The organism is Gilvibacter sediminis, from assembly GCF_028561565.1.
In the GTDB taxonomy this organism is placed as follows: Bacteria; Bacteroidota; Bacteroidia; order Flavobacteriales; family Flavobacteriaceae; genus Gilvibacter; species Gilvibacter sediminis.
In genome coordinates this window covers 774,468-793,187 of record NZ_JAQQTE010000001.1, presented here as the reverse complement: position 1 = coordinate 793,187, position 18,720 = coordinate 774,468, and the positions used below count along the sequence as shown (strand labels likewise).

Here is an 18,720-nt window from a genome sequence, read left to right as displayed (position 1 = left end):
CCCCAACGCAGAAACTATGAAAACACCTACCGCTAAAACCAGTTCAATCGGACAGCTTAGATGTAAGATGTTCGGGCACAATTTAGTCCTAAAACAAAAGGTCACTGACTCTGTGAGTGAGTACTGCTGCTCTAATTGTAAAGGAGAATTCAGTACCAATCCGCAGGGAAAATTGGAACGCCTCACCAACAAGACCCGCGAGATCAATGAGTGCTTACGCGATCTCTTCACTAGACGCTCCAAATACAGATTGCCTAACGTTACACATTAACCTACTTATGTTTAGTAAAATCCTCCGCTGCAAAATAGTCGGTCACAAATACCAACTGACCCAAAAACATCACTTTCAGATCAACGAATACCGCTGCAATTGCTGTAAAAAAGAATTTACAGATGACGGCTACGGGCGCAAGGTGCCGTTAAACGAATACTGGAGACAAACCAACAATCGTTTTAGAACCTACCTCAACGAAATTTATTCTTGATTTTCTTCTTTATTGAAGGCATTCCAACCTCGGGCAACAATTGGAATTTTTGTGTTGGCTCGAGTAATTAAGTGCACCCCTTCATTTTCTGGCGTCATATGACCAACGACCGTTAAATGGGGATTCCCTTTGATCTTATCAAATTCAGATGTGCTTATGGTAAAGAGTAATTCATAATCTTCTCCACCATTGAGCGCCATGGTCGTACTATCTACCTCAAACTCTTCACAGACAGCAATAAACTGCGGATCCAAAGGCAACTTATCTTCATACAAATTACACCCTACTTGGCTTTGTTTGCAAAGGTGTAGGATCTCAGAAGACAGTCCGTCACTAACATCAATCATCGCTGTCGGGCTAACTTCAAGAGCCTTTAATAATTCACGAATGTCCTTACGCGCTTCTGGCTTGAGTTGACGTTCTAATAGATAGGTATACTCTTCCAGATCTGGCTGCATGTTTGGATTTACCTTATAGACCTCTTTTTCACGTTCCAACACTTGCAAGCCCATATAAGCCGCACCAATATCTCCCGTCACCACCAAAAGATCGTTCGGTTGGGCACCACTGCGAAGCACTGCCTCACCAGGGGCAACCGCACCCATGGCGGTGACAGAAATGATCAAGCCTGTGACCGAACTGGTCGTGTCACCACCTATCAGATCTACCTTATATATATCACAAGCGGTTTTGATCCCTGCATAGAGTTCTTCCAGAGCCTCAACCGGGAATCGATTAGATACGGCTATAGAAACCGTGATCTGTTTGGCCTCAGCATTCATCGCATAGACATCGGATAGATTTACCACAACGGCCTTATAACCCAAATGCTTTAAGGGCATATAACTCAGGTCAAAATGAACCCCCTCTACCAATAAATCCGTGGTGACTACCATTTGTTGCTCTTCTTGAACAACAGCAGCGTCATCACCAATTCCTTTTACGGTAGTTTCGTGTTTGATCTCGAAGTGTTTGGTGAGGTGATCAATGAGTCCAAATTCACCAAATTCAGAGAGCGGAGTGCGCGATTCGTCCTTGTTTTTTAACATGCCAGATACCCTTAAGTATGTTGATAATCTTTAATTTGCAAAGGTATGGTAACTTTAAAGACTAAACTAGTATTTGGGATGCTAATGGCGTCTCTCAGCCTTGTTGGGCTCAGCAGTTGTTCTTCGGATGACGGCCGTCCTACAGACCCTGTAACCAATGACAATGACAACAGTGGTGATGACCCTGTAGATGATGGCCCAAGTATCATTGGATTTTTAGCCTGTGAAGGCGGACAAGCCGGGGTCTATCCCTGTTCTGGCATGAATCTGATGAGCCAGATTCCTATCGAACTCTTTTCAGCCACTCGCGGAAACGATTCTTGGGGCTGGGTAGACCCGTCCACCGGGAAAGAATACGCGCTAATGGGCCTTAATAACGGCACTGCTTTTGTTGACATCAGCAGCCCGTCCAACCCCATCTATTTAGGAAAGCTACCCACCGCCTCTACCTCGAGTAATTGGCGCGATATCAAAGTGTTCAACAATCACGCTTTTATAGTTGCAGAAGCTTCTGGTCACGGCATGCAGGTCTTTGATCTCACTAAGCTTCGCGATGTGAGCAGCCCTCCAGAAACCTTTAGTGCCGATGCACTTTTGACGGAATTTGGGAGTGCTCACAACATAGTGATTAATGTAGATACCGGTTATGCCTATGCGGTTGGAGCCAGTAACTTTGAGGGAGGACCGCTCTTTATCAACATTCAAGATCCTATTAACCCCGTAGTTGAAGGCGGATATGCAGATGGTAATTACACCCATGATGCGCAAGTGGTGACCTATAATGGCCCAGACACCGAACACCTGGGGAAAGAGATCTTTATTGGCAGCAATGAAGATGAGATCGTAATTGTAGATATCACTGATAAGACCAATCCCATTCCAATTTCCAGCAGTTCGTATACCAATGTAGGGTATACCCACCAAGGTTGGTTCACAGAAGACCAGCGTTACTTCTTACTGGGTGATGAATTGGATGAAGTTCAAATTGGGGTAAGAAGCAGAACCATTGTTTTTGACTTTTCTGATCTGGATGATCCTGTGGTTCACACCACGTATTTAGGACCAACTTTTGCCATTGACCACAACGGTTATGTACTGAATAATGATTTTTACCTGGCCAATTATACGGCAGGAATTAGACAGATCGATCTGAGCGATATCGGCTCTGCTTCCATGACCGAGCTCGCTTTTTTTGACACTCACCCAGACAATGATGATGCATCTTTCAATGGAGTTTGGAGCGTCTATCCCTACCTCCCGAGTGGTAACATCATTGTAAGTGATATCACTGGAGGTCTTTTTATCGTTGCAAGGCAGTAGGGTAAGACCCGACTAATTTGTTTTAAATTAGCATACTAATTGCTATTTCATGAAAAAGACACTACTCGCGCTGCTTTTTATAAGCACTAATCTGGTCATGGGCCAGATCCCTTGTGAATCTGGTTCTGCCGATGGTTTTCCTTGTGACGGCCTTGACCTTATGGATCGAATTCCGCTAGCTGACTTCGATGCCAGTTTGGCCAATGATAACTGGGGCTGGACCGATCCAGAGACCGGAAACGAATACGCCATCATTGGACTCAGCAATGGAACCGCCTTTGTAGATATTTCAGATCCGTTAAACACGGTATATCTGGGCAAGCTTCCCACCTTTACAGACCCCAGCATTTGGCGCGATATTAAAGTCTATAACAACCACGCATTTGTCGTGAGCGAAGCGGATGGACACGGCATGCAGGTCTTTGATCTGACACGCCTACGCACTGTGAGTAGCCCACCGGTCACCTTTGATGAAGATGCGCACTATTCAGGATTCGGAAGCGCCCACAATATTGCCATTAATGAAGATACTGGCTTTGCCTATGCCATAGGAACCGACACCTTTAGCGGAGGAATTCATATGGTGAATATTCAATCGCCTTTGAGCCCTCAGTTTGCAGGAGGTTATGCCGATAGCGGTTATACCCACGATGCTCAAATTGTCACTTACAGTGGCCCAGACAGCGAGCACACAGGCAAGGAGCTCTTTTTTGGAAGTAATGAAAACGTAGTGGTTATTGTAGATGTAACCGATAAAGACAATCCTACATTACTATCGGCGGTAGACTACAGTGACATTGGATATACGCACCAAGGTTGGCTCACGGAAGATCAAAGTTATTTCTTGTTGGCCGATGAGGTGGATGAGATCATTTTTGGTTTTGAAACCAAGACCATCATTTTTGACGTTTCTGATCTTGACAATCCCGTATTTGCTTTCAATTACTTCAGTCAAAACCCAGCCACCGATCACAACGGGTACGTAGTTGGAGATCAATTCTATTTGGCAAGTTACCGAGCAGGATTGCGCATTTTAGATCTTTCTGGAATCGACACGGGAACGGTTGTGGAATCGCACTATTTTGATACTTGGCCAAGTAGTGATAACGCAGGTACTGGAAATGGTTCCTGGAATGTTTATCCTTTCTTTGATAGTGGGAACATTGTAGTTTCAGATCAAGACAACGGATTCTTTTTAGTTCGAGACAACAGTGTTTTAAGTACTGTAGATGCTGAAATTTTGGAGGCGATGGCTTATCCAAATCCCATGCAAGAACAACTCACGGTTCAATACGGAGCGCCCATTGAGCATGTCCAGATTTTCAATTTAACTGGTCAATTGCTAAAAGATATTGAATTCAACAACAGCTTAGAGACCATCAATATAGATGTGAGCGATCTCTCCGCTGGATTTTATGTGCTGCAGGTAAATGATGCGGCAGCTCAAAAACTCATGAAACGATAGATGATCAGAAAGTATTGGTATATAGCATTTTTAGTCTTTGGACTACACAGTTGTTCCGAGAGCGATCTGCCTGCGGACAATACCGATGACAGTGGACAAACCGATGACACTACAGATGACAGTGGGCAAACTCCCGACTTTGAAGGAATAGTAGACTGGCAATTCACTTATGGTGGATCTGGAGATGACATTGCAAATGCGGTGGTTGCCACTGCTGATGGAGGCTTTGCCGTTTTGGGATACACTCAAAGTAATGACGGCGATATAACGGATAAAACTGCAACAGACAGCGACTATTGGGTTCTGAAGCTCGATGCTAACGGCGCAATGGTTTGGAGCCGAACTTATGGTGGCTCTGCCGATGATCGCGGCGCGGATATCATTGAAACTGCCGATGGCGGTTTCGCTATAGCCGGTTTTAGCCGATCTGCTGACGGTGATGCTACAGAAAACGCAGGCTTTCAAGACTATTGGATCGTAAAACTTTCAGCGAGCGGTGATCTGCAATGGCAGCAGAGTTATGGCTTTGCAGGCAGCGATCAGGCGAGTTCCGTGATTCAAACGACAGACGGCGGCTATTTTGTAAGCGGCTTTTTGGACATTACAGCCAGTGGAGGCGCTGGAAACGATGGATTTGCAAGCGCTCCATCCGCAGCGCCAAAACACGGTGTGGGAGAGTTCTGGGGCATGCGTTTAGATGCCAACGGCCAACTTATTTGGAGAAGATTCTTTGGCGGAACAAATAATGACAGAAGCTATCAAGTACTGCAAACGCAAGACGGTGGATTTTTAATGACTGGAGCCTCCGAAAGTGATGACTTTGACATTTCTAGTCCTAAAGGTAGTTATGACTACTGGGCGGTAAAAATCAACGACAGCGGAGACCTGGTTTGGGAAAAATCCTTTGGCGGCTCTGAAATTGACATTGCCTATGGCTTGATAGAATCAACACCTGGAACCTACGTAATGGTTGGCGACAGCCGAAGTGCAGACGGCGATGTATCTTCTCCTAAAGGCAACGCAGACCTTTGGGCCGTGGCTTTTGACAGTAGCGGAAACTTCCTCTGGGAAGAGAGCTACGGTGGCAGCTTGTTTGAATCGGCTCGCGCTGTAAATCAAATGGGTACCGGAGAACTCATTATGGCAGGAACCACCAGAAGTAGTGATGGTCAAGTCGGAACCAACCAAGGTCAAAACGATGCTTGGGTGATTGTGACCACAGCCTCTGGAGACTTGGTTTGGCAAGACAGCGTAGGCGGTTCTGGGGTTGAACTCTTTAATGATTGTGCTCCTATCGGTGCCAACGCGCTGATTGTTGTGGGCGATACAGACAGCTCCGACGGTGATATAATTTTAAACAAAGGCGGAAAAGACGCCTTGATTGTAAAGTATAAATGATGAAAAAAATATTGCTTTTAACCTTTGCTCTTGCAGCTTTAATTAGTTGTAAATCTGACGATAATCAGGCCGCGCCTGGGGAGGTTAATCTCGTTTTTAAAAATCAGGTTGCGGGCAATGATCTGATCTTGTCCTCACAAACCTATACCAATGCCTCTGGTGATTCTTATCGTGTAAATGAGTTAAAATACATCATCAGTGACATTGTGCTTATTGGCGCCAATGGACAAGAATTTGTGGTGCCTCAAAGTGAAAGCTATTTTGTGGTCAATGAGGCCGATAATGGTAGCAAGACTTTGAGCATCCCAGATGTGGATGGCCGCAAATACAACAAAATCCGTTTTGGTTTTGGAGTCGATCAATCCAACTATCCGCTCAATGGGGTTAATAATTTCATCCCAACGGCAGAAGAGACGGGCATGCTTTGGAGCTGGTCAGCAGGATATAAATTCATCAAATTTGAAGGTGAATACGATACTGACACCACCACCGACGCGCCTTTTATCATTCATGTAGGATCTCACGGAACCACGCTAGACAACTACAAGACCATTGAATTAGATCTAGCCACGGACTTCACCGTAAACGATAATACCAGCAATATAAATCTGATCTTTGACGTTGCCCGAATTTTTGATGCAGGCCTTCAGAATTTTTCATTGCAAGAGAAAGATGACATTCAGGTGGATCCTGTTTATGCGCCAATTATTGCAAGCAATATTTCAACAGCATTTTCTGCCGAGTAAATGATGATCAAACAGTTTTACATATTATTTCTAGTTGTGCTTTTGAGCGCCTGTGGGGAGAACGAGCCCTATGAGGATGCACCGATGGCCGATGATCCTTTAGAGGAGACCTTAGAAGTAGATGTAGCGCTCAATCTAGAGATTCCGGATTACTTCCCTGACCTCACTTATGACCTGAGCCAAAACCCACCTACTCAAAACGGTTTTGTGCTGGGTAAAAAGCTGTTTTACGATGGCCGTTTGGCCTCTGATGGCGTAGTTTCCTGCGGATTCTGTCACATACAAGCCTTTGCCTTTACCCATCACACTCACATTACGAGTCACGGTGTGAACGGTGCTATTGGAAAACGCAATGCACAACCGCTTCATAACTTGGCTTTTATGGAAGAATTCACTTGGGACGGCGCTGCTGGGCACTTGGATGCGCAGCCTATTATACCCATCACTGCGGAAGTAGAGATGAACAACAGCTTTAACAATATTGTGACCACCTTGAGTCAAGATCCTGAGTATGTTGAAATGTTTGCTGCGGCCTTTGAAAATGGGCAAATAGATCCTGATAATATTCTCAAGGCGTTGTCTCAATTCATGCTCATGATGGTGTCTGCAGACAGTAAGTACGACCGCTTTTTACGCAATGATGGCACTACCCTCACCACAGACGAAACAGCTGGTTTAGGCCTCTTTGAAGCCAAGTGTTCCAGTTGTCATTCTGGTGTATTACAAACGGATCAGACCTATAGAAACAATGGCCTGAGCATTGACCCTGAATTCAATGATGTCGGGCGTTTTCGCGTGACGGGACAGCCGAGCGATAGCCTAAAGTTTAAGGTGCCGAGCCTCCGCAATATTGAGGCGACTTTCCCCTATATGCATGACGGTCGGATTCCAGATCTGGAGGCTGTATTGGATCATTATTCCGACGGAATTGTTGACAGCCCAACTTTAGATCCGCTGCTAAGAAACGCTGACGGCAGTTTGGGAATCCCTTTGACGGAGGCAGAAAAAGCCCAGATCATCGCCTTTCTAAAAACCCTGACAGACGACAATTTTATCTTCGACGAACGCTTCGCAGAATTCTAGGTCAGAATCATCGAAAACCCTTATTATTCCATGCGTTTTAATAATATGTTAAAACGTTAAACACAGCGCGTTTTGCCGTATATTTGCATACAATTTACAATCAGTCTATAGAGGAATGATCAAAGTAAGTGATATAGCAAAAACCAAACTGGCCCAACTCATGCAAGAAGAGGGCTTTAATGCTACCACAGATTTTGTGCGCGTAGGCGTGAAAAGTGGTGGCTGTTCTGGCTTGTCCTACGAACTCAAATTTGACAACAGCAAAGCAGATGAAGACAAAATCTTTGAAGACAACGCTGTTCGCATATTGGTAGACAAGCGCAGCTTCCTGTACTTGGTGGGAACCACCTTGGAATACAGCGGAGGACTCAACGGCAAAGGCTTTGTATTCAATAACCCCAACGCTAACAGAACCTGTGGCTGCGGAGAAAGCTTTTCGCTCTAATTTTTAAGCAATCAATCCATGAATAAGTTTACTGAAGACGATTTAAAAAAGGAACTCGAGACCAAAGAGTACGAGTACGGATTCTACACCGATATTGAGTCCGATACCTTTCCAGTGGGATTGAACGAAGATATTGTTCGCGCCATTTCTAAAAAGAAGGAAGAGCCCGAATGGATGACCGAATGGCGTCTAGAGGCTTTCCGTTATTGGCAGGAAATGGAAGAGCCAGAATGGGCCAATGTGAACTACGACAAACCCGATTTTCAAGCCATCTCTTACTATTCGGCTCCTGCAAAGAAGGCTAAATACGAGAGCTTGGATGAAGTAGATCCAGAATTGTTGGAGACTTTCAACAAGCTCGGGATCTCCTTGGAAGAGCAAAAGAAGCTTGCCGGAGTTGCCGTGGACATCGTTATGGACTCCGTTTCTGTAGCAACAACTTTCAAAGAGACTTTGGCCGAGAAGGGAATTATTTTCTGTTCCATCTCAGAAGCCATCCAAGAGCATCCAGAACTAGTAAAGAAGTACATCGGATCTGTGGTGCCACAGCGAGACAACTTCTACGCCGCTTTGAATTCGGCAGTATTTAGTGACGGATCCTTCTGTTACATCCCAAAGGGTGTTCGATGCCCAATGGAGCTTTCCACCTACTTTAGAATCAATCAGGCCGGAACCGGACAGTTTGAAAGAACGCTGGTTATCGCTGATGAAGGTTCTTACGTAAGTTATTTGGAAGGGTGTACAGCGCCTTCGCGTGATGAGAACCAATTGCATGCCGCAGTGGTCGAGCTCATTGCCTTGGATGATGCAGAAATTAAGTACAGCACCGTACAAAACTGGTATCCTGGAGGAAAAGACGGAAAGGGTGGAGTTTTCAACTTTGTGACCAAGCGTGGACTTTGTGAAACTAATGCCAAGATCAGCTGGACACAGGTAGAGACTGGATCTGCAGTAACCTGGAAATACCCAAGCTGTGTGCTTAAAGGAAACAACTCGATTGGAGAATTCTACTCCATCGCTGTAACCAACAACTACCAGCAGGCAGATACAGGAACCAAAATGATCCACCTTGGGAAAAACACCCGCAGTACGATCATCTCCAAAGGAATCTCTGCTGGAAAATCGCAGAACTCGTATCGCGGATTGGTGCAGATCAATTCCAGAGCAGAGAATGCGCGTAACTTCTCGCAGTGTGACTCGCTGCTAATGGGTAACGAGTGTGGAGCACATACCTTCCCGTACATTGAGGCGAAGAACAAATCAGCAACCATAGAACACGAGGCTACTACGAGTAAGATCGGGGAAGACCAGATCTTTTACTGTAACCAACGCGGTATTGACACCGAAAAGGCGATTGCGCTTATCGTGAACGGATTCAGTAAGGAAGTTTTGAACAAACTTCCGATGGAATTTGCTGTGGAAGCTCAGAAATTATTAGAAATCAGCCTTGAAGGCTCAGTCGGATAAGCATGAGAAAACTAGCCACCCTATTTTTCGTTTTCGCTCTTCTGGCCAGCTGTGCTGATGAGCAATCGACAGATACAAAAACATATAAAGGCAACTTTTTGCTTTTTGAAGACAACGCAGTATTGGAAGTGAATGAGGTTATGTATACCGTCAAAAACGATGCAATGACCCAAGAGCTAGCCACCAAAGCTGCTAATTGGCAAAAGACTCCTTTTGACATGGTTCCGGTTACCCTGGAAGCTGTGGTAGAAGCAAAACCTGCCAATACAGAGGGTTGGGATTCCATCTTGACCATAAAGAGAATTGTAGAAGTAAGCCCGACGTCTGTCGGACCGGATATAGAAATTGAAGAAACAAATCAGTAAGATGTTACAGATAGAAAATTTGCACGCAAGTGTAGAAGACAAAGACATTCTAAAAGGAATTGACCTGCAGATCGGTGCCGGAGAGGTACACGCTATCATGGGTCCAAACGGTTCTGGAAAAAGTACCTTGGCCTCTGTGATTGCAGGAAACGAGGACTATGAAATGACAGAAGGCAACTTACTGTTAGAAGGAGAAGATATTTCAGAATTGGATCCAGAAGAGCGCGCCCATCACGGGGTGTTCCTTTCTTTCCAGTATCCAGTAGAGATTCCGGGAGTATCGGTAACCAACTTTGTGAAGACCGCCATCAATGAAACACGCAAAGCTCAAGGCATGGAAGAGATGCCTGCTGCGGAGATGTTGAAGAAGATCCGAGAAAAAGCGGCCTTGTTAGAGATTGACCGCAAGTTCCTATCCCGTTCTTTGAACGAAGGATTCTCAGGAGGTGAGAAAAAGCGTAACGAGATCTTCCAAATGGCAATGCTTGAACCTAAGTTGGCTATTTTGGATGAGACCGATTCTGGTTTGGATATCGATGCCTTGCGCATTGTTGCAAACGGAGTGAATAAACTCCGCAGTGAAAACAATGCCGTATTGGTCATTACGCACTACCAGCGTCTTTTGGACTATATCGTACCAGACAAAGTACACGTACTCATGGATGGGAAGATCGTAAAGTCTGGAGACAAGGATTTAGCCCTTAAGCTAGAAGAGAAAGGATACGACTGGATCAAAGAAGAAGTTAAAACGGCTTAAGGATGAGTTTAAAAGATAAATTGATCTCTTCTTATATGGCCTATGAGGATTCGTTGGATCAAGAGCACTTGATTCATGATATCCGTTCTGCAGCCATAAAGAACTTTGAGAATACAGGCTTCCCGACGCGCAAGCACGAAGCTTGGAAATACACGCCGCTTGACAAAATGCTCAAAGCGGACTACACCGTTTTTCCAAAGAAGTCAAACACTTTGGAGTACAAGAATGTGAAGCAATACTTCTTGCATGATGTAGATACCTACAAAGTTGTTTTTGTAGATGGTGTTTACTCCTCTTTCTTGTCTGAGACCACACACGAGGGTATTGATGTTTGTCTACTGTCTTCAGCATTGAGTAAAGACAAATACCGTCCGGTAATTGAAGCTTATTTCAACAAAGCTGCGGAAACGGACAGCATCACCTCACTCAATACGGCCTTTGCCAAAGAGGGTGCTTACATCTTTATTCCGGCGCACAAAGAAGTAGAAAAACCTATTGAGATCATCAACTTTGCTACAGGTAGTGAAGCTGCACTGATGATCCAACCGCGTAACTTGATAGTCGTTGGTGAGAACGCACATGTGCAGATCATTGAGCGACATCAAAGCTTAGCAGAGCATCCTATCTTGACCAATTCGGTCACAGAGATCTTTGCTGAAAAGCGCGCATATATTGATTATTACAAAGTACAGAACGATGTAGAGACCGCTTCTCTAATTGACAGCACTTACATCAAGCAAGAGCGAGACAGCAACTGCCGTGTACACACCTTCTCTTTTGGTGGAAAACTGATCAGAAACAACCTGAACTTCTACCAGCAAGGACAGCACTGTGATTCTACCTTGAAAGGGGTGACCATTATTGAGAAGAAGCAGCACGTGGACCACTCTACTTTGGTACATCACCAGTCACCAAACTGTGAAAGTCATCAAGACTACAAAGGAATCTATGACGATTCTGCAGTGGGTGTATTCAACGGTAAAGTGATGGTAGATAAGATCGCTCAGAAAATCGATGCCTTCCAGCAGAACAACAATATCTTGATCAGTGACAAGGCAACGATCAACGCCAAGCCACAGTTAGAGATCTTTGCAGATGATGTAAAATGTTCTCACGGTTGTACCATTGGACAGTTGGATGAAGATGCACTTTTCTATCTACGTTCACGCGGAATTGGGAAGAAAGAAGCCAATGCTCTTTTGATGTACGCCTTTGCTAACAACGTTTTAGAAAGTGTAAAGATCCCAGAACTGAAAAATAGAATCAACGGATTGATCGCTGACAAGATTGGCGTTCAACTCGGATTTGATCTGTAATATATAGCCCTAAATTTAGATGAATCAAACAGCCAAAATACCCTTTGATGTAACTGCTATCCGCAAAGAGTTTCCTATTCTTCAGCGCGAGGTAAACGGTTATCCTTTGGTCTATTTTGACAACGCCGCCACGTCTCAAAAACCACAAGTGGTCATTGACAGTATTGTAGACTACTACAGCAATTACAACGCGAATATTCACCGCGGTGTACACGCCCTATCACAAGAGGCTACAGATGCTTATGAGGCTGCACGTAAAAAGATTCAGAAATTCATCGGGGCAGAAAAACAACACGAAGTGATCTTCACTTCGGGAACCACGCACAGCATCAATATTGTGGCCAATGGTTTTAGTCATTTGCTTAAAAGCGGTGATGAGATCTTGGTCTCTGCCATGGAACACCACTCCAATATTGTCCCGTGGCAAATGCTTTGTGAACGCACTGGAGCGAGCTTAAAGGTAATTCCAATGAACGAGGACGGAACCTTGATCATGGAAGATTATCAGGCGCTTTTGAACAACAACACCAAACTGGTTTTTGTCAATCATATTTCCAATGCGTTAGGGACGATCAATCCTGTAAAGGAGATCATTGCCCAAGCGCATGAGCACGGAGCAGCGGTATTGATTGATGGAGCACAATCTTGCGCGCACCAAAGTGTGGATGTACAAGAATTAGACGCCGATTTCTACGTGAGTTCTGCACACAAAATGTGCGGACCAACAGGAATTGGTTTCCTATACGGCAAGGAATCTTGGCTCAACAAACTTCCTCCTTATCAAGGAGGCGGTGAGATGATCAAGGAGGTGACCTTTGAAAAGACCACCTATGCAGAATTGCCACACAAATTTGAAGCCGGTACACCCAATGTGTCTGGCGGAATTGCTTTTGGAATTGCCATTGACTACCTAAATTCCATTGGCTTGCAAGCTATTGCAGATTACGAGAATGAATTATTAGAATACGGAACCGAGCAGCTTTTGACCATTCCAGGATTACGTATTTATGGAACGACAAAAGCAAAGACCTCAGTTATTTCTTTTAATTTAGAGGGCGTGCATCCGTATGATGTTGGCACCATTCTTGACAAATTAGGTATAGCAGTGCGAACCGGACACCACTGTGCGCAGCCCATTATGGACTTCTATAAGATTCCAGGGACCGTACGAGCGTCCTTTTCATTTTACAACACTACCGAGGAAATTGATCGATTGGTAGCTGGAGTAAAACGCGCACAGCAAATGCTTATTTAAACCTAAATTTGAAGTCTATGCGAATCGCGACATTATTAGTACTCGGCTTGATGTTGAGTTGTAACGGCAGTAAACAAAGCGCAGCCAGCGGTAAATCCAAAGCAGATATGAACCTCAACGGTAACTACAAGGTAGTTTCTATGAACGGACAAGCCTATTCCGATCAAGGAATGGAATTGATCTTTGACCCCAGCACCAGCAGTGTTAATGGGTCATCTGGATGCAATAAGTTGTTTGGAAACTTTACCCAGAATGAAGCCAGTATATCCATTGAAGCTTTGGGATCCACTAAGATGTTCTGTGAAGGACGCATGGACCTAGAAAAGCAGTTTATTCAAGGACTTACTGCAGTCAATGGCGTTGCTGCTGCTGACGACGGTAAATTGAATTTGATGAACGGAACTACCGTTTTAATGCAATTGGAAAAAATAGCAGAATGACCATAGCGGAAATTCAAGAAGAAATAATTGACGAGTTTGCATTCTTTGAAGATTGGATGCAACGCTACGAGCACATGATCGCTTTGGGGAAATCATTGCCTTTGATCGATCCGCAGTACAAAACCGATGAATTCATCATTAAAGGCTGTCAATCTAAAGTTTGGTTACATGCCGAACTTCAAGACGGCAAGGTTATGCTTACTGCAGATAGTGATGCCATAATTACCAAAGGTATTGTGGCTTTGCTGATCCGTGTGTTCTCTGGACAATCCCCAGAAGCAATTGTCAATGCCGATCTCGCTTTTGTGGATGAGATAGGCCTCAAGGAGCATTTGTCTCCAACCCGAGCCAATGGCTTGGTTTCAATGATCAAACAAATCAAATTATACGCCGTGGCGTATCAATCTCAATTAAAGGCATAAATATGAGCGAGCAAACTGTAGATACCGCCGAACTTGGAGAAAAGATCGTAAAGGTCTTAAAGACCATTTTTGATCCGGAAATTCCAGTTGATATTTATGAATTAGGACTGATTTACGACGTCTTGGTCAATGAAGACATGGACGTAAAAATACTAATGACGCTAACCACACCAAACTGCCCGGTAGCTGAAACGCTTCCCAAGGAAGTTGAAGACAAGGTTAAATCCATCAAAGCAGTGAAAGACGCTGAAGTGGAGATCACCTTTGATCCGCCTTGGAGTCAAGACCTGATGAGCGAAGAAGCCAAGCTAGAACTGGGCATGTTGTAAAAATTACAGGCATGACGACATACGGAATCGACGCCCTGGCTGTCTATATCCCGAAATTGTACTTGGATATTGCAGATCTGGCAGAAGCACGAGAAATCCCTTATGAGAAACTGAGAAAAGGACTGGGTCTGGAGCAAATGGCTTTGCCCGACACCGACGAGGACGCAGCGAGTTTTGCTGCAAATGCACTCTGGAAACTCATAAACGACAACGGCCTTGATCCTCGCGAGATTGGACGTATTTATGTTGGGACAGAAAGTGCAGTAGACGGTTCCAAACCCACAGCAACTTACGCCACAGAATATGTGGAACAGCGCTTAGCCCGGCAGTACGGCAATCGCTGCTTTAAAAACTGTGATGTAGTTGATTTGACCTTTGCCTGCGTGGGTGCTGTAGATGCATTGCAAAACTGTTTGGATTGGGTTAAAGGAGGACAGAACAGAAAGGCTATTGTCATTGCGTCTGACTTGTCTAAATACGAACTTCACTCTACAGGAGAATACACTCAAGGTGCTGGTGCAGTAGCTACACTAATTACGGCTAACCCTAGAATTGTCAGCATTGATGATACTTGGGGAGTTGGCATGCAAAGTGTGGGTGATTTCTTCAAACCGCGCCGCAGCTTTGTCAAAAAAGACCTTTTAAAGGAACTTACTGACGCGGCTGACATCGCGCTACCAAAAACAGAACAAACAGGATCCCTGTGGTCTGATCCGCATAGAATTGTGAATGTCTACAGAGAAGAGCCTGTTTTTGACGGACAATACTCCAATGCTTGCTATTCCGACAGGATCACCGAGGCTTTAGCGCATTATAAAGAACAAGAAAGTAGTGCGAATTTCATGAATTGGGACTACTTGGTGTTTCACCTACCCTATGCTTATCACGGGCGCAGAATCATTTTGCGTAACTGGTTGGAGTGGATCTCTGGAACGCCAACTTATGATGCATTGATCGAGGAGGTTGGATCTCCAGAAGAAGACCCAAAAGGCTGGAAACGCGCTGTGGCTAAATCGAGTTTATACACCAAATTTGTGGCAGATCATATAGAGATAACTGAAAGAGCATCTTCGGTTATTGGAAATATGTACACCGCCTCTATATTTATGGCCTTAGTGAGTTTGCTGATGCATGCTGAAGCGGACCAAACAGACTTGAGCGGTAAACAGCTCGGATTCATTGCTTACGGAAGCGGTTCCAAATCCAAAGTATTTACAGGAACCGTTGGTACAGACTGGAAAGCTGGTATTGCAAAATTGGACCTTAGCGATCAACTCACGCAGCGCCAACAGGTGGATATTGACACCTATCAGCAGTTGCATACAGGGGCAAAAGAGGAGCCCATTGTCATTTCTGACGATATAGTACTTACTCATATTGAATCTGAGAAAGAGACTGCAATTGGCTTGAGAACTTACGCCCAAAACAAAGCCTAAAATCATGGAAGAGCCTATTGTAAATCGCGTGGCGAAGAGTCCTTTGGTCAACCTGGATATGGAAGAACTATTTCCAGAGATCCAAGTGGCGGAACTAGACATTTCCCAATGGCTTACAGGCGGATTCATTCTTAAAGAAAAAGAATTCAGAACAGCTTTAGAAGCAGCCGATCATTCCAATTATAAAGACAAGGTAGTTGCCCTTTATTGTAGCACCGATGCCATACTCCCGGGCTGGGCATTCATGTTGGTTGCGGCTACTGTGAATCCTTTGGCTAAATTAGTTGTATTGGGTGATAACGCTACGGCCATGACCACCTACGCACAGCGCTATATGGAAGGTCTTGACCTGAGTGAGTATCAGGATAGACCAGTAATCATCAAAGGCTGTGGGGATCGAGATATTCCAGAGCAGGCCCTTATTACCTTAAGCAATCGCTTACAAGGTGTTGCAAAAAGCGTCCTGTTTGGAGAAGCCTGTTCTTCGGTTCCTGTCTACAAGCGCAAGTAAGACGTCGAACAATTACGTCCTTTCGTCCAAATTTCTAAACTTTCATCTCAGGCAATTTCCACAGGAATTATATACCGTATCTTTGCAGGGTAACTAATCCGTTGGGGTTTAGCGCCCTACTCAAATTTTAAAACAGACGAGCAATGAAAAAAATTGCACTACTTTTTGCCCTGTTGGTTTTACCAGCGCTAAGTTGGGCTCAAGAAACAGAAGGAGAACTCAAGTCTGCCATTGCAGCAAAAAAAGACTCAATTGCCGCCATTCAAAAACGCGCTGATGGCCTGCAATCTAAATTGGACGCACTTCCAGGCTGGAAATTTGGAGCGTTCGGAACTGTTGGTTTCAGCCTTTCTGAATTCAGCAACTGGTATGCTCAAGGAACTCCAAATGTATCTTCAGGAAACATTGGAATTACCTTCAACAGTTTTGCTAACCTCAAGCAAGAAAAATTCTTTTGGCGCAACGCCTTAAATGTAAACGTGGGATGGGTAAAGTTTGATGATCAAGACGATCCAACAGACGACGACAGTTTCCAAGAAGCTACAGATGTGTTTAACATCACCTCGCTTTACGGACGCAACATTGCCAAGAATTTGGCTGTTTCAGGTTTGGCAGAATACCGCTCTACCCTTTTGAGTAATTTCAACGACCCAGGATATTTAGACCTTGGTGTCGGTGTTACATGGACGCCCATTGAAAACTTGGTAGTTGTCGTGCATCCGTTGAACTACAACTTTGTATTTGCAGACAATGATGCCGTTTACAACTCTTCATTGGGTGCGAAGATCTTGGTAGATTACACCCGTTCTTTTGGGAAGTTGAATTTGAAGTCTAACCTATCTGCCTTCCAAAGCTACGAGTCTAGCGATCTATCAAACTGGACTTGGATCAACTCTTTGGGATACACACTTTGGAAAGGAATCGGAATTGGATTTGAATTGGGTCTAAGAGGAAACCAGCAAGAGGCTTTGGCAAACGCTTTGGCCAATGTAATGGAAGGTGATGCTATGCCAACCTTTGACAATATTGATAATGACCTGCAGAGCTACTGGCTCTTTGGTGTGAACTACAAGTTCTAAATCCTCATTATTGAAAACAAAAAGAAAGCCGCTTGAAAAAGCGGCTTTCTTTTATTCTTGATTCTCTTCATAAGAAGGATACAAAAAGTGATTGTAAGGAAAGCGTGTGATGTGTATCTCACGCACCTTTTCATATACAACTTTTCTAAACTCCTCCAGGTTCTCCTTGTTTAAAGCTGATATAAAGATTGCATCACCATTGGCTCGAGCCATCCAAGTGCGTTGCCACTCCTCCAGCGTATTGTGCTTTGTAGTGCGCTCGGTAGTAAGGTCATCATCTGCGATGGTCTCATGGGTGTAGGCATCGATCTTGTTAAAGACCATGAGTGTTGGCTTATCGGTGCAATGGATCTCGTCCAAAATTGCGTTTACCGATTCAATGTGCTCTTCAAAATTCGCATGAGAAATATCCACCACATGCAAAAGCAGATCCGCCTCGCGTACTTCGTCCAAAGTACTCTTAAACGACTCCACCAATTGGGTTGGCAGCTTTCTGATAAACCCTACGGTATCACTCAGCAGGAAAGGCAAATTGCCAATCACCACTTTACGAACCGTAGTGTCAAGGGTGGCAAATAATTTATTCTCGGCAAAGACATTGGATTTAGAGATCACGTTCATCAAGGTAGACTTCCCTACGTTGGTATATCCCACCAAAGCCACACGAACCAAAGCCCCGCGATTACCGCGCTGCACAGCCATTTGCTTGTCAATGGTTTGTAGTTTCTTTTTGAGTAAGGCGATTCTATCCCGCACAATACGACGGTCCGTTTCAATCTCCGTTTCTCCAGGCCCGCGCATTCCAATACCACCTCGTTGACGTTCCAAGTGCGTCCAAAGACCTGTAAGTCTCGGTAAGAGATATTCGTATTGGGCTAACTCCACCTGAGTACGAGCATAACTGGTCTTGGCCCTTTGGGCAAAGATGTCCAGTATCAATCCCGTGCGATCTAAAATCTTACAGCGCAGCAACTTTTCAATGTTGTTTTGCTGAGCCGGTGTCAGCTCATCATCAAAGATCACCGTACTAATATCGTTTTCCTTGACGTATTCCATAAGCGTTTCCATCTTTCCACTACCAATAAAGGTCTTGGGATTCGGGCGCTCCATACGTTGGGTGAAACGACGCTTTACCTCACCTCCAGCCGTGTAGGCCAAGAACTGAAGCTCGTCTAAATAATCTTCAAGGGTGTCAGCATCTTGACCCTGAGTCACGATCCCAACCAAAACTGTATTCTCGTAAGCTATTTCTTTTTGCTCTAGCATAAGTGCAAAGGTACAAAACAGCGGAATTCTGATTGTTTTTTAAAGCTTCAAATCCCTTTAAAAAGGGCAATTGCGTCGATTTTTTG

At 44.5% G+C, this 18,720-nt stretch carries 21 protein-coding genes; 19 read left to right on the top strand and 2 right to left on the bottom strand.

All coding sequences use genetic code 11. The annotated features are described in order from the left end of the window. Positions 1-16 precede the first annotated feature (16 nt). Together POW22_RS03580 and POW22_RS03575 are read left to right on the top strand one after the other, a co-directional pair. A complete protein-coding gene (locus POW22_RS03580; RefSeq protein ID WP_272831248.1) occupies positions 17-271 on the top strand; it encodes a hypothetical protein in 255 nt (84 codons plus the stop codon). A gap of 7 nt (positions 272-278) precedes the next feature. Next, positions 279-485: a hypothetical protein gene (locus tag POW22_RS03575; RefSeq protein ID WP_272831247.1), complete on the top strand. Its 207-nt coding sequence runs from the start codon at positions 279-281 to the stop codon at positions 483-485. On the opposite strand, the gene thiL is transcribed toward POW22_RS03575, so the two are convergent. Continuing rightward, positions 476-1,534 carry a thiamine-phosphate kinase gene (gene thiL, locus POW22_RS03570; RefSeq protein ID WP_272831246.1) on the bottom strand — a complete coding sequence of 353 codons (1,059 nt, stop codon included), beginning with the start codon at positions 1,532-1,534 and terminating at the stop codon, positions 476-478. The genes POW22_RS03575 and thiL overlap by 10 nt on opposite strands. 84 nt (positions 1,535-1,618) lie before the next feature. On the opposite strand from thiL, the gene POW22_RS03565 reads away from it, so the two are divergent. The 17 genes from POW22_RS03565 to POW22_RS03485 all read left to right on the top strand — a co-directional run bounded on the left by POW22_RS03565 (position 1,619) and on the right by POW22_RS03485 (position 17,368). Further along, positions 1,619-2,854 carry a choice-of-anchor B family protein gene (locus POW22_RS03565; protein ID WP_272831245.1) on the top strand — a complete coding sequence of 412 codons (1,236 nt, stop codon included), beginning with the start codon at positions 1,619-1,621 and terminating at the stop codon, positions 2,852-2,854. A gap of 49 nt (positions 2,855-2,903) precedes the next feature. Then, entirely contained in the window at positions 2,904-4,319 is a 1,416-nt protein-coding gene (locus POW22_RS03560; RefSeq protein ID WP_272831244.1) for a choice-of-anchor B family protein, read from the top strand. Further along, positions 4,320-5,717, top strand: a complete 1,398-nt coding sequence (locus POW22_RS03555; protein ID WP_272831243.1) for a hypothetical protein — start codon at positions 4,320-4,322, stop codon at positions 5,715-5,717. Then, positions 5,717-6,463, top strand: a complete 747-nt coding sequence (locus tag POW22_RS03550) for an MbnP family protein (protein ID WP_272831242.1) — start codon at positions 5,717-5,719, stop codon at positions 6,461-6,463. Before POW22_RS03555 ends, POW22_RS03550 begins: the two co-directional genes overlap by 1 nt. Positions 6,464-6,466: 3 nt before the next feature. Next, positions 6,467-7,546, top strand: coding sequence for a cytochrome-c peroxidase (locus POW22_RS03545; protein WP_272831241.1), 1,080 nt, complete (start codon positions 6,467-6,469; stop codon positions 7,544-7,546). Between the two features lie 115 nt (positions 7,547-7,661). Next, positions 7,662-7,991 carry a HesB/IscA family protein gene (locus POW22_RS03540; protein ID WP_272831240.1) on the top strand — a complete coding sequence of 110 codons (330 nt, stop codon included), beginning with the start codon at positions 7,662-7,664 and terminating at the stop codon, positions 7,989-7,991. Between the two features lie 18 nt (positions 7,992-8,009). Further along, positions 8,010-9,458 carry a Fe-S cluster assembly protein SufB gene (gene sufB / locus POW22_RS03535; protein ID WP_272831239.1) on the top strand — a complete coding sequence of 483 codons (1,449 nt, stop codon included), beginning with the start codon at positions 8,010-8,012 and terminating at the stop codon, positions 9,456-9,458. Between the two features lie 2 nt (positions 9,459-9,460). After that, positions 9,461-9,823, top strand: coding sequence for a hypothetical protein (locus POW22_RS03530; RefSeq protein ID WP_272831238.1), 363 nt, complete (start codon positions 9,461-9,463; stop codon positions 9,821-9,823). A 1-nt stretch (position 9,824) separates the two neighbouring features. Continuing rightward, a complete protein-coding gene (sufC, locus tag POW22_RS03525; RefSeq protein WP_272831236.1) occupies positions 9,825-10,580 on the top strand; it encodes a Fe-S cluster assembly ATPase SufC in 756 nt (251 codons plus the stop codon). Between the two features lie 2 nt (positions 10,581-10,582). Then, positions 10,583-11,896 carry a Fe-S cluster assembly protein SufD gene (gene sufD / locus POW22_RS03520; protein WP_272831235.1) on the top strand — a complete coding sequence of 438 codons (1,314 nt, stop codon included), beginning with the start codon at positions 10,583-10,585 and terminating at the stop codon, positions 11,894-11,896. Positions 11,897-11,915: 19 nt separating this feature from the next. Next, positions 11,916-13,151 (top strand): aminotransferase class V-fold PLP-dependent enzyme, encoded by a 1,236-nt coding sequence (locus POW22_RS03515; protein ID WP_272831233.1) that lies wholly within the window; start codon positions 11,916-11,918, stop codon positions 13,149-13,151. 17 nt (positions 13,152-13,168) lie between these two features. Continuing rightward, a complete protein-coding gene (locus tag POW22_RS03510) occupies positions 13,169-13,591 on the top strand; it encodes an META domain-containing protein (protein WP_272831232.1) in 423 nt (140 codons plus the stop codon). After that, a complete protein-coding gene (locus POW22_RS03505) occupies positions 13,588-14,013 on the top strand; it encodes a SufE family protein (RefSeq protein ID WP_272831231.1) in 426 nt (141 codons plus the stop codon). Before POW22_RS03510 ends, POW22_RS03505 begins: the two co-directional genes overlap by 4 nt. 2 nt (positions 14,014-14,015) lie before the next feature. Continuing rightward, the gene (locus tag POW22_RS03500; protein ID WP_087524039.1) at positions 14,016-14,342 is read left to right on the top strand and encodes an SUF system Fe-S cluster assembly protein; all 327 of its coding nucleotides are present in this window, start codon (positions 14,016-14,018) and stop codon (positions 14,340-14,342) included. 11 nt (positions 14,343-14,353) lie between these two features. Then, positions 14,354-15,778, top strand: coding sequence for a hydroxymethylglutaryl-CoA synthase family protein (locus POW22_RS03495; protein ID WP_272831227.1), 1,425 nt, complete (start codon positions 14,354-14,356; stop codon positions 15,776-15,778). A gap of 4 nt (positions 15,779-15,782) precedes the next feature. Further along, positions 15,783-16,289: a DUF2480 family protein gene (locus POW22_RS03490; RefSeq protein WP_272831225.1), complete on the top strand. Its 507-nt coding sequence runs from the start codon at positions 15,783-15,785 to the stop codon at positions 16,287-16,289. Between the two features lie 143 nt (positions 16,290-16,432). Then, positions 16,433-17,368, top strand: a complete 936-nt coding sequence (locus POW22_RS03485) for a DUF3078 domain-containing protein (protein ID WP_272831223.1) — start codon at positions 16,433-16,435, stop codon at positions 17,366-17,368. A gap of 51 nt (positions 17,369-17,419) precedes the next feature. Here POW22_RS03485 and hflX read toward each other — a convergent pair whose 3' ends face one another. After that, the gene (gene hflX, locus POW22_RS03480) at positions 17,420-18,634 is read right to left on the bottom strand and encodes a GTPase HflX (RefSeq protein WP_272831222.1); all 1,215 of its coding nucleotides are present in this window, start codon (positions 18,632-18,634) and stop codon (positions 17,420-17,422) included. Between the last annotated feature and the right edge of the window lie 86 nt (positions 18,635-18,720).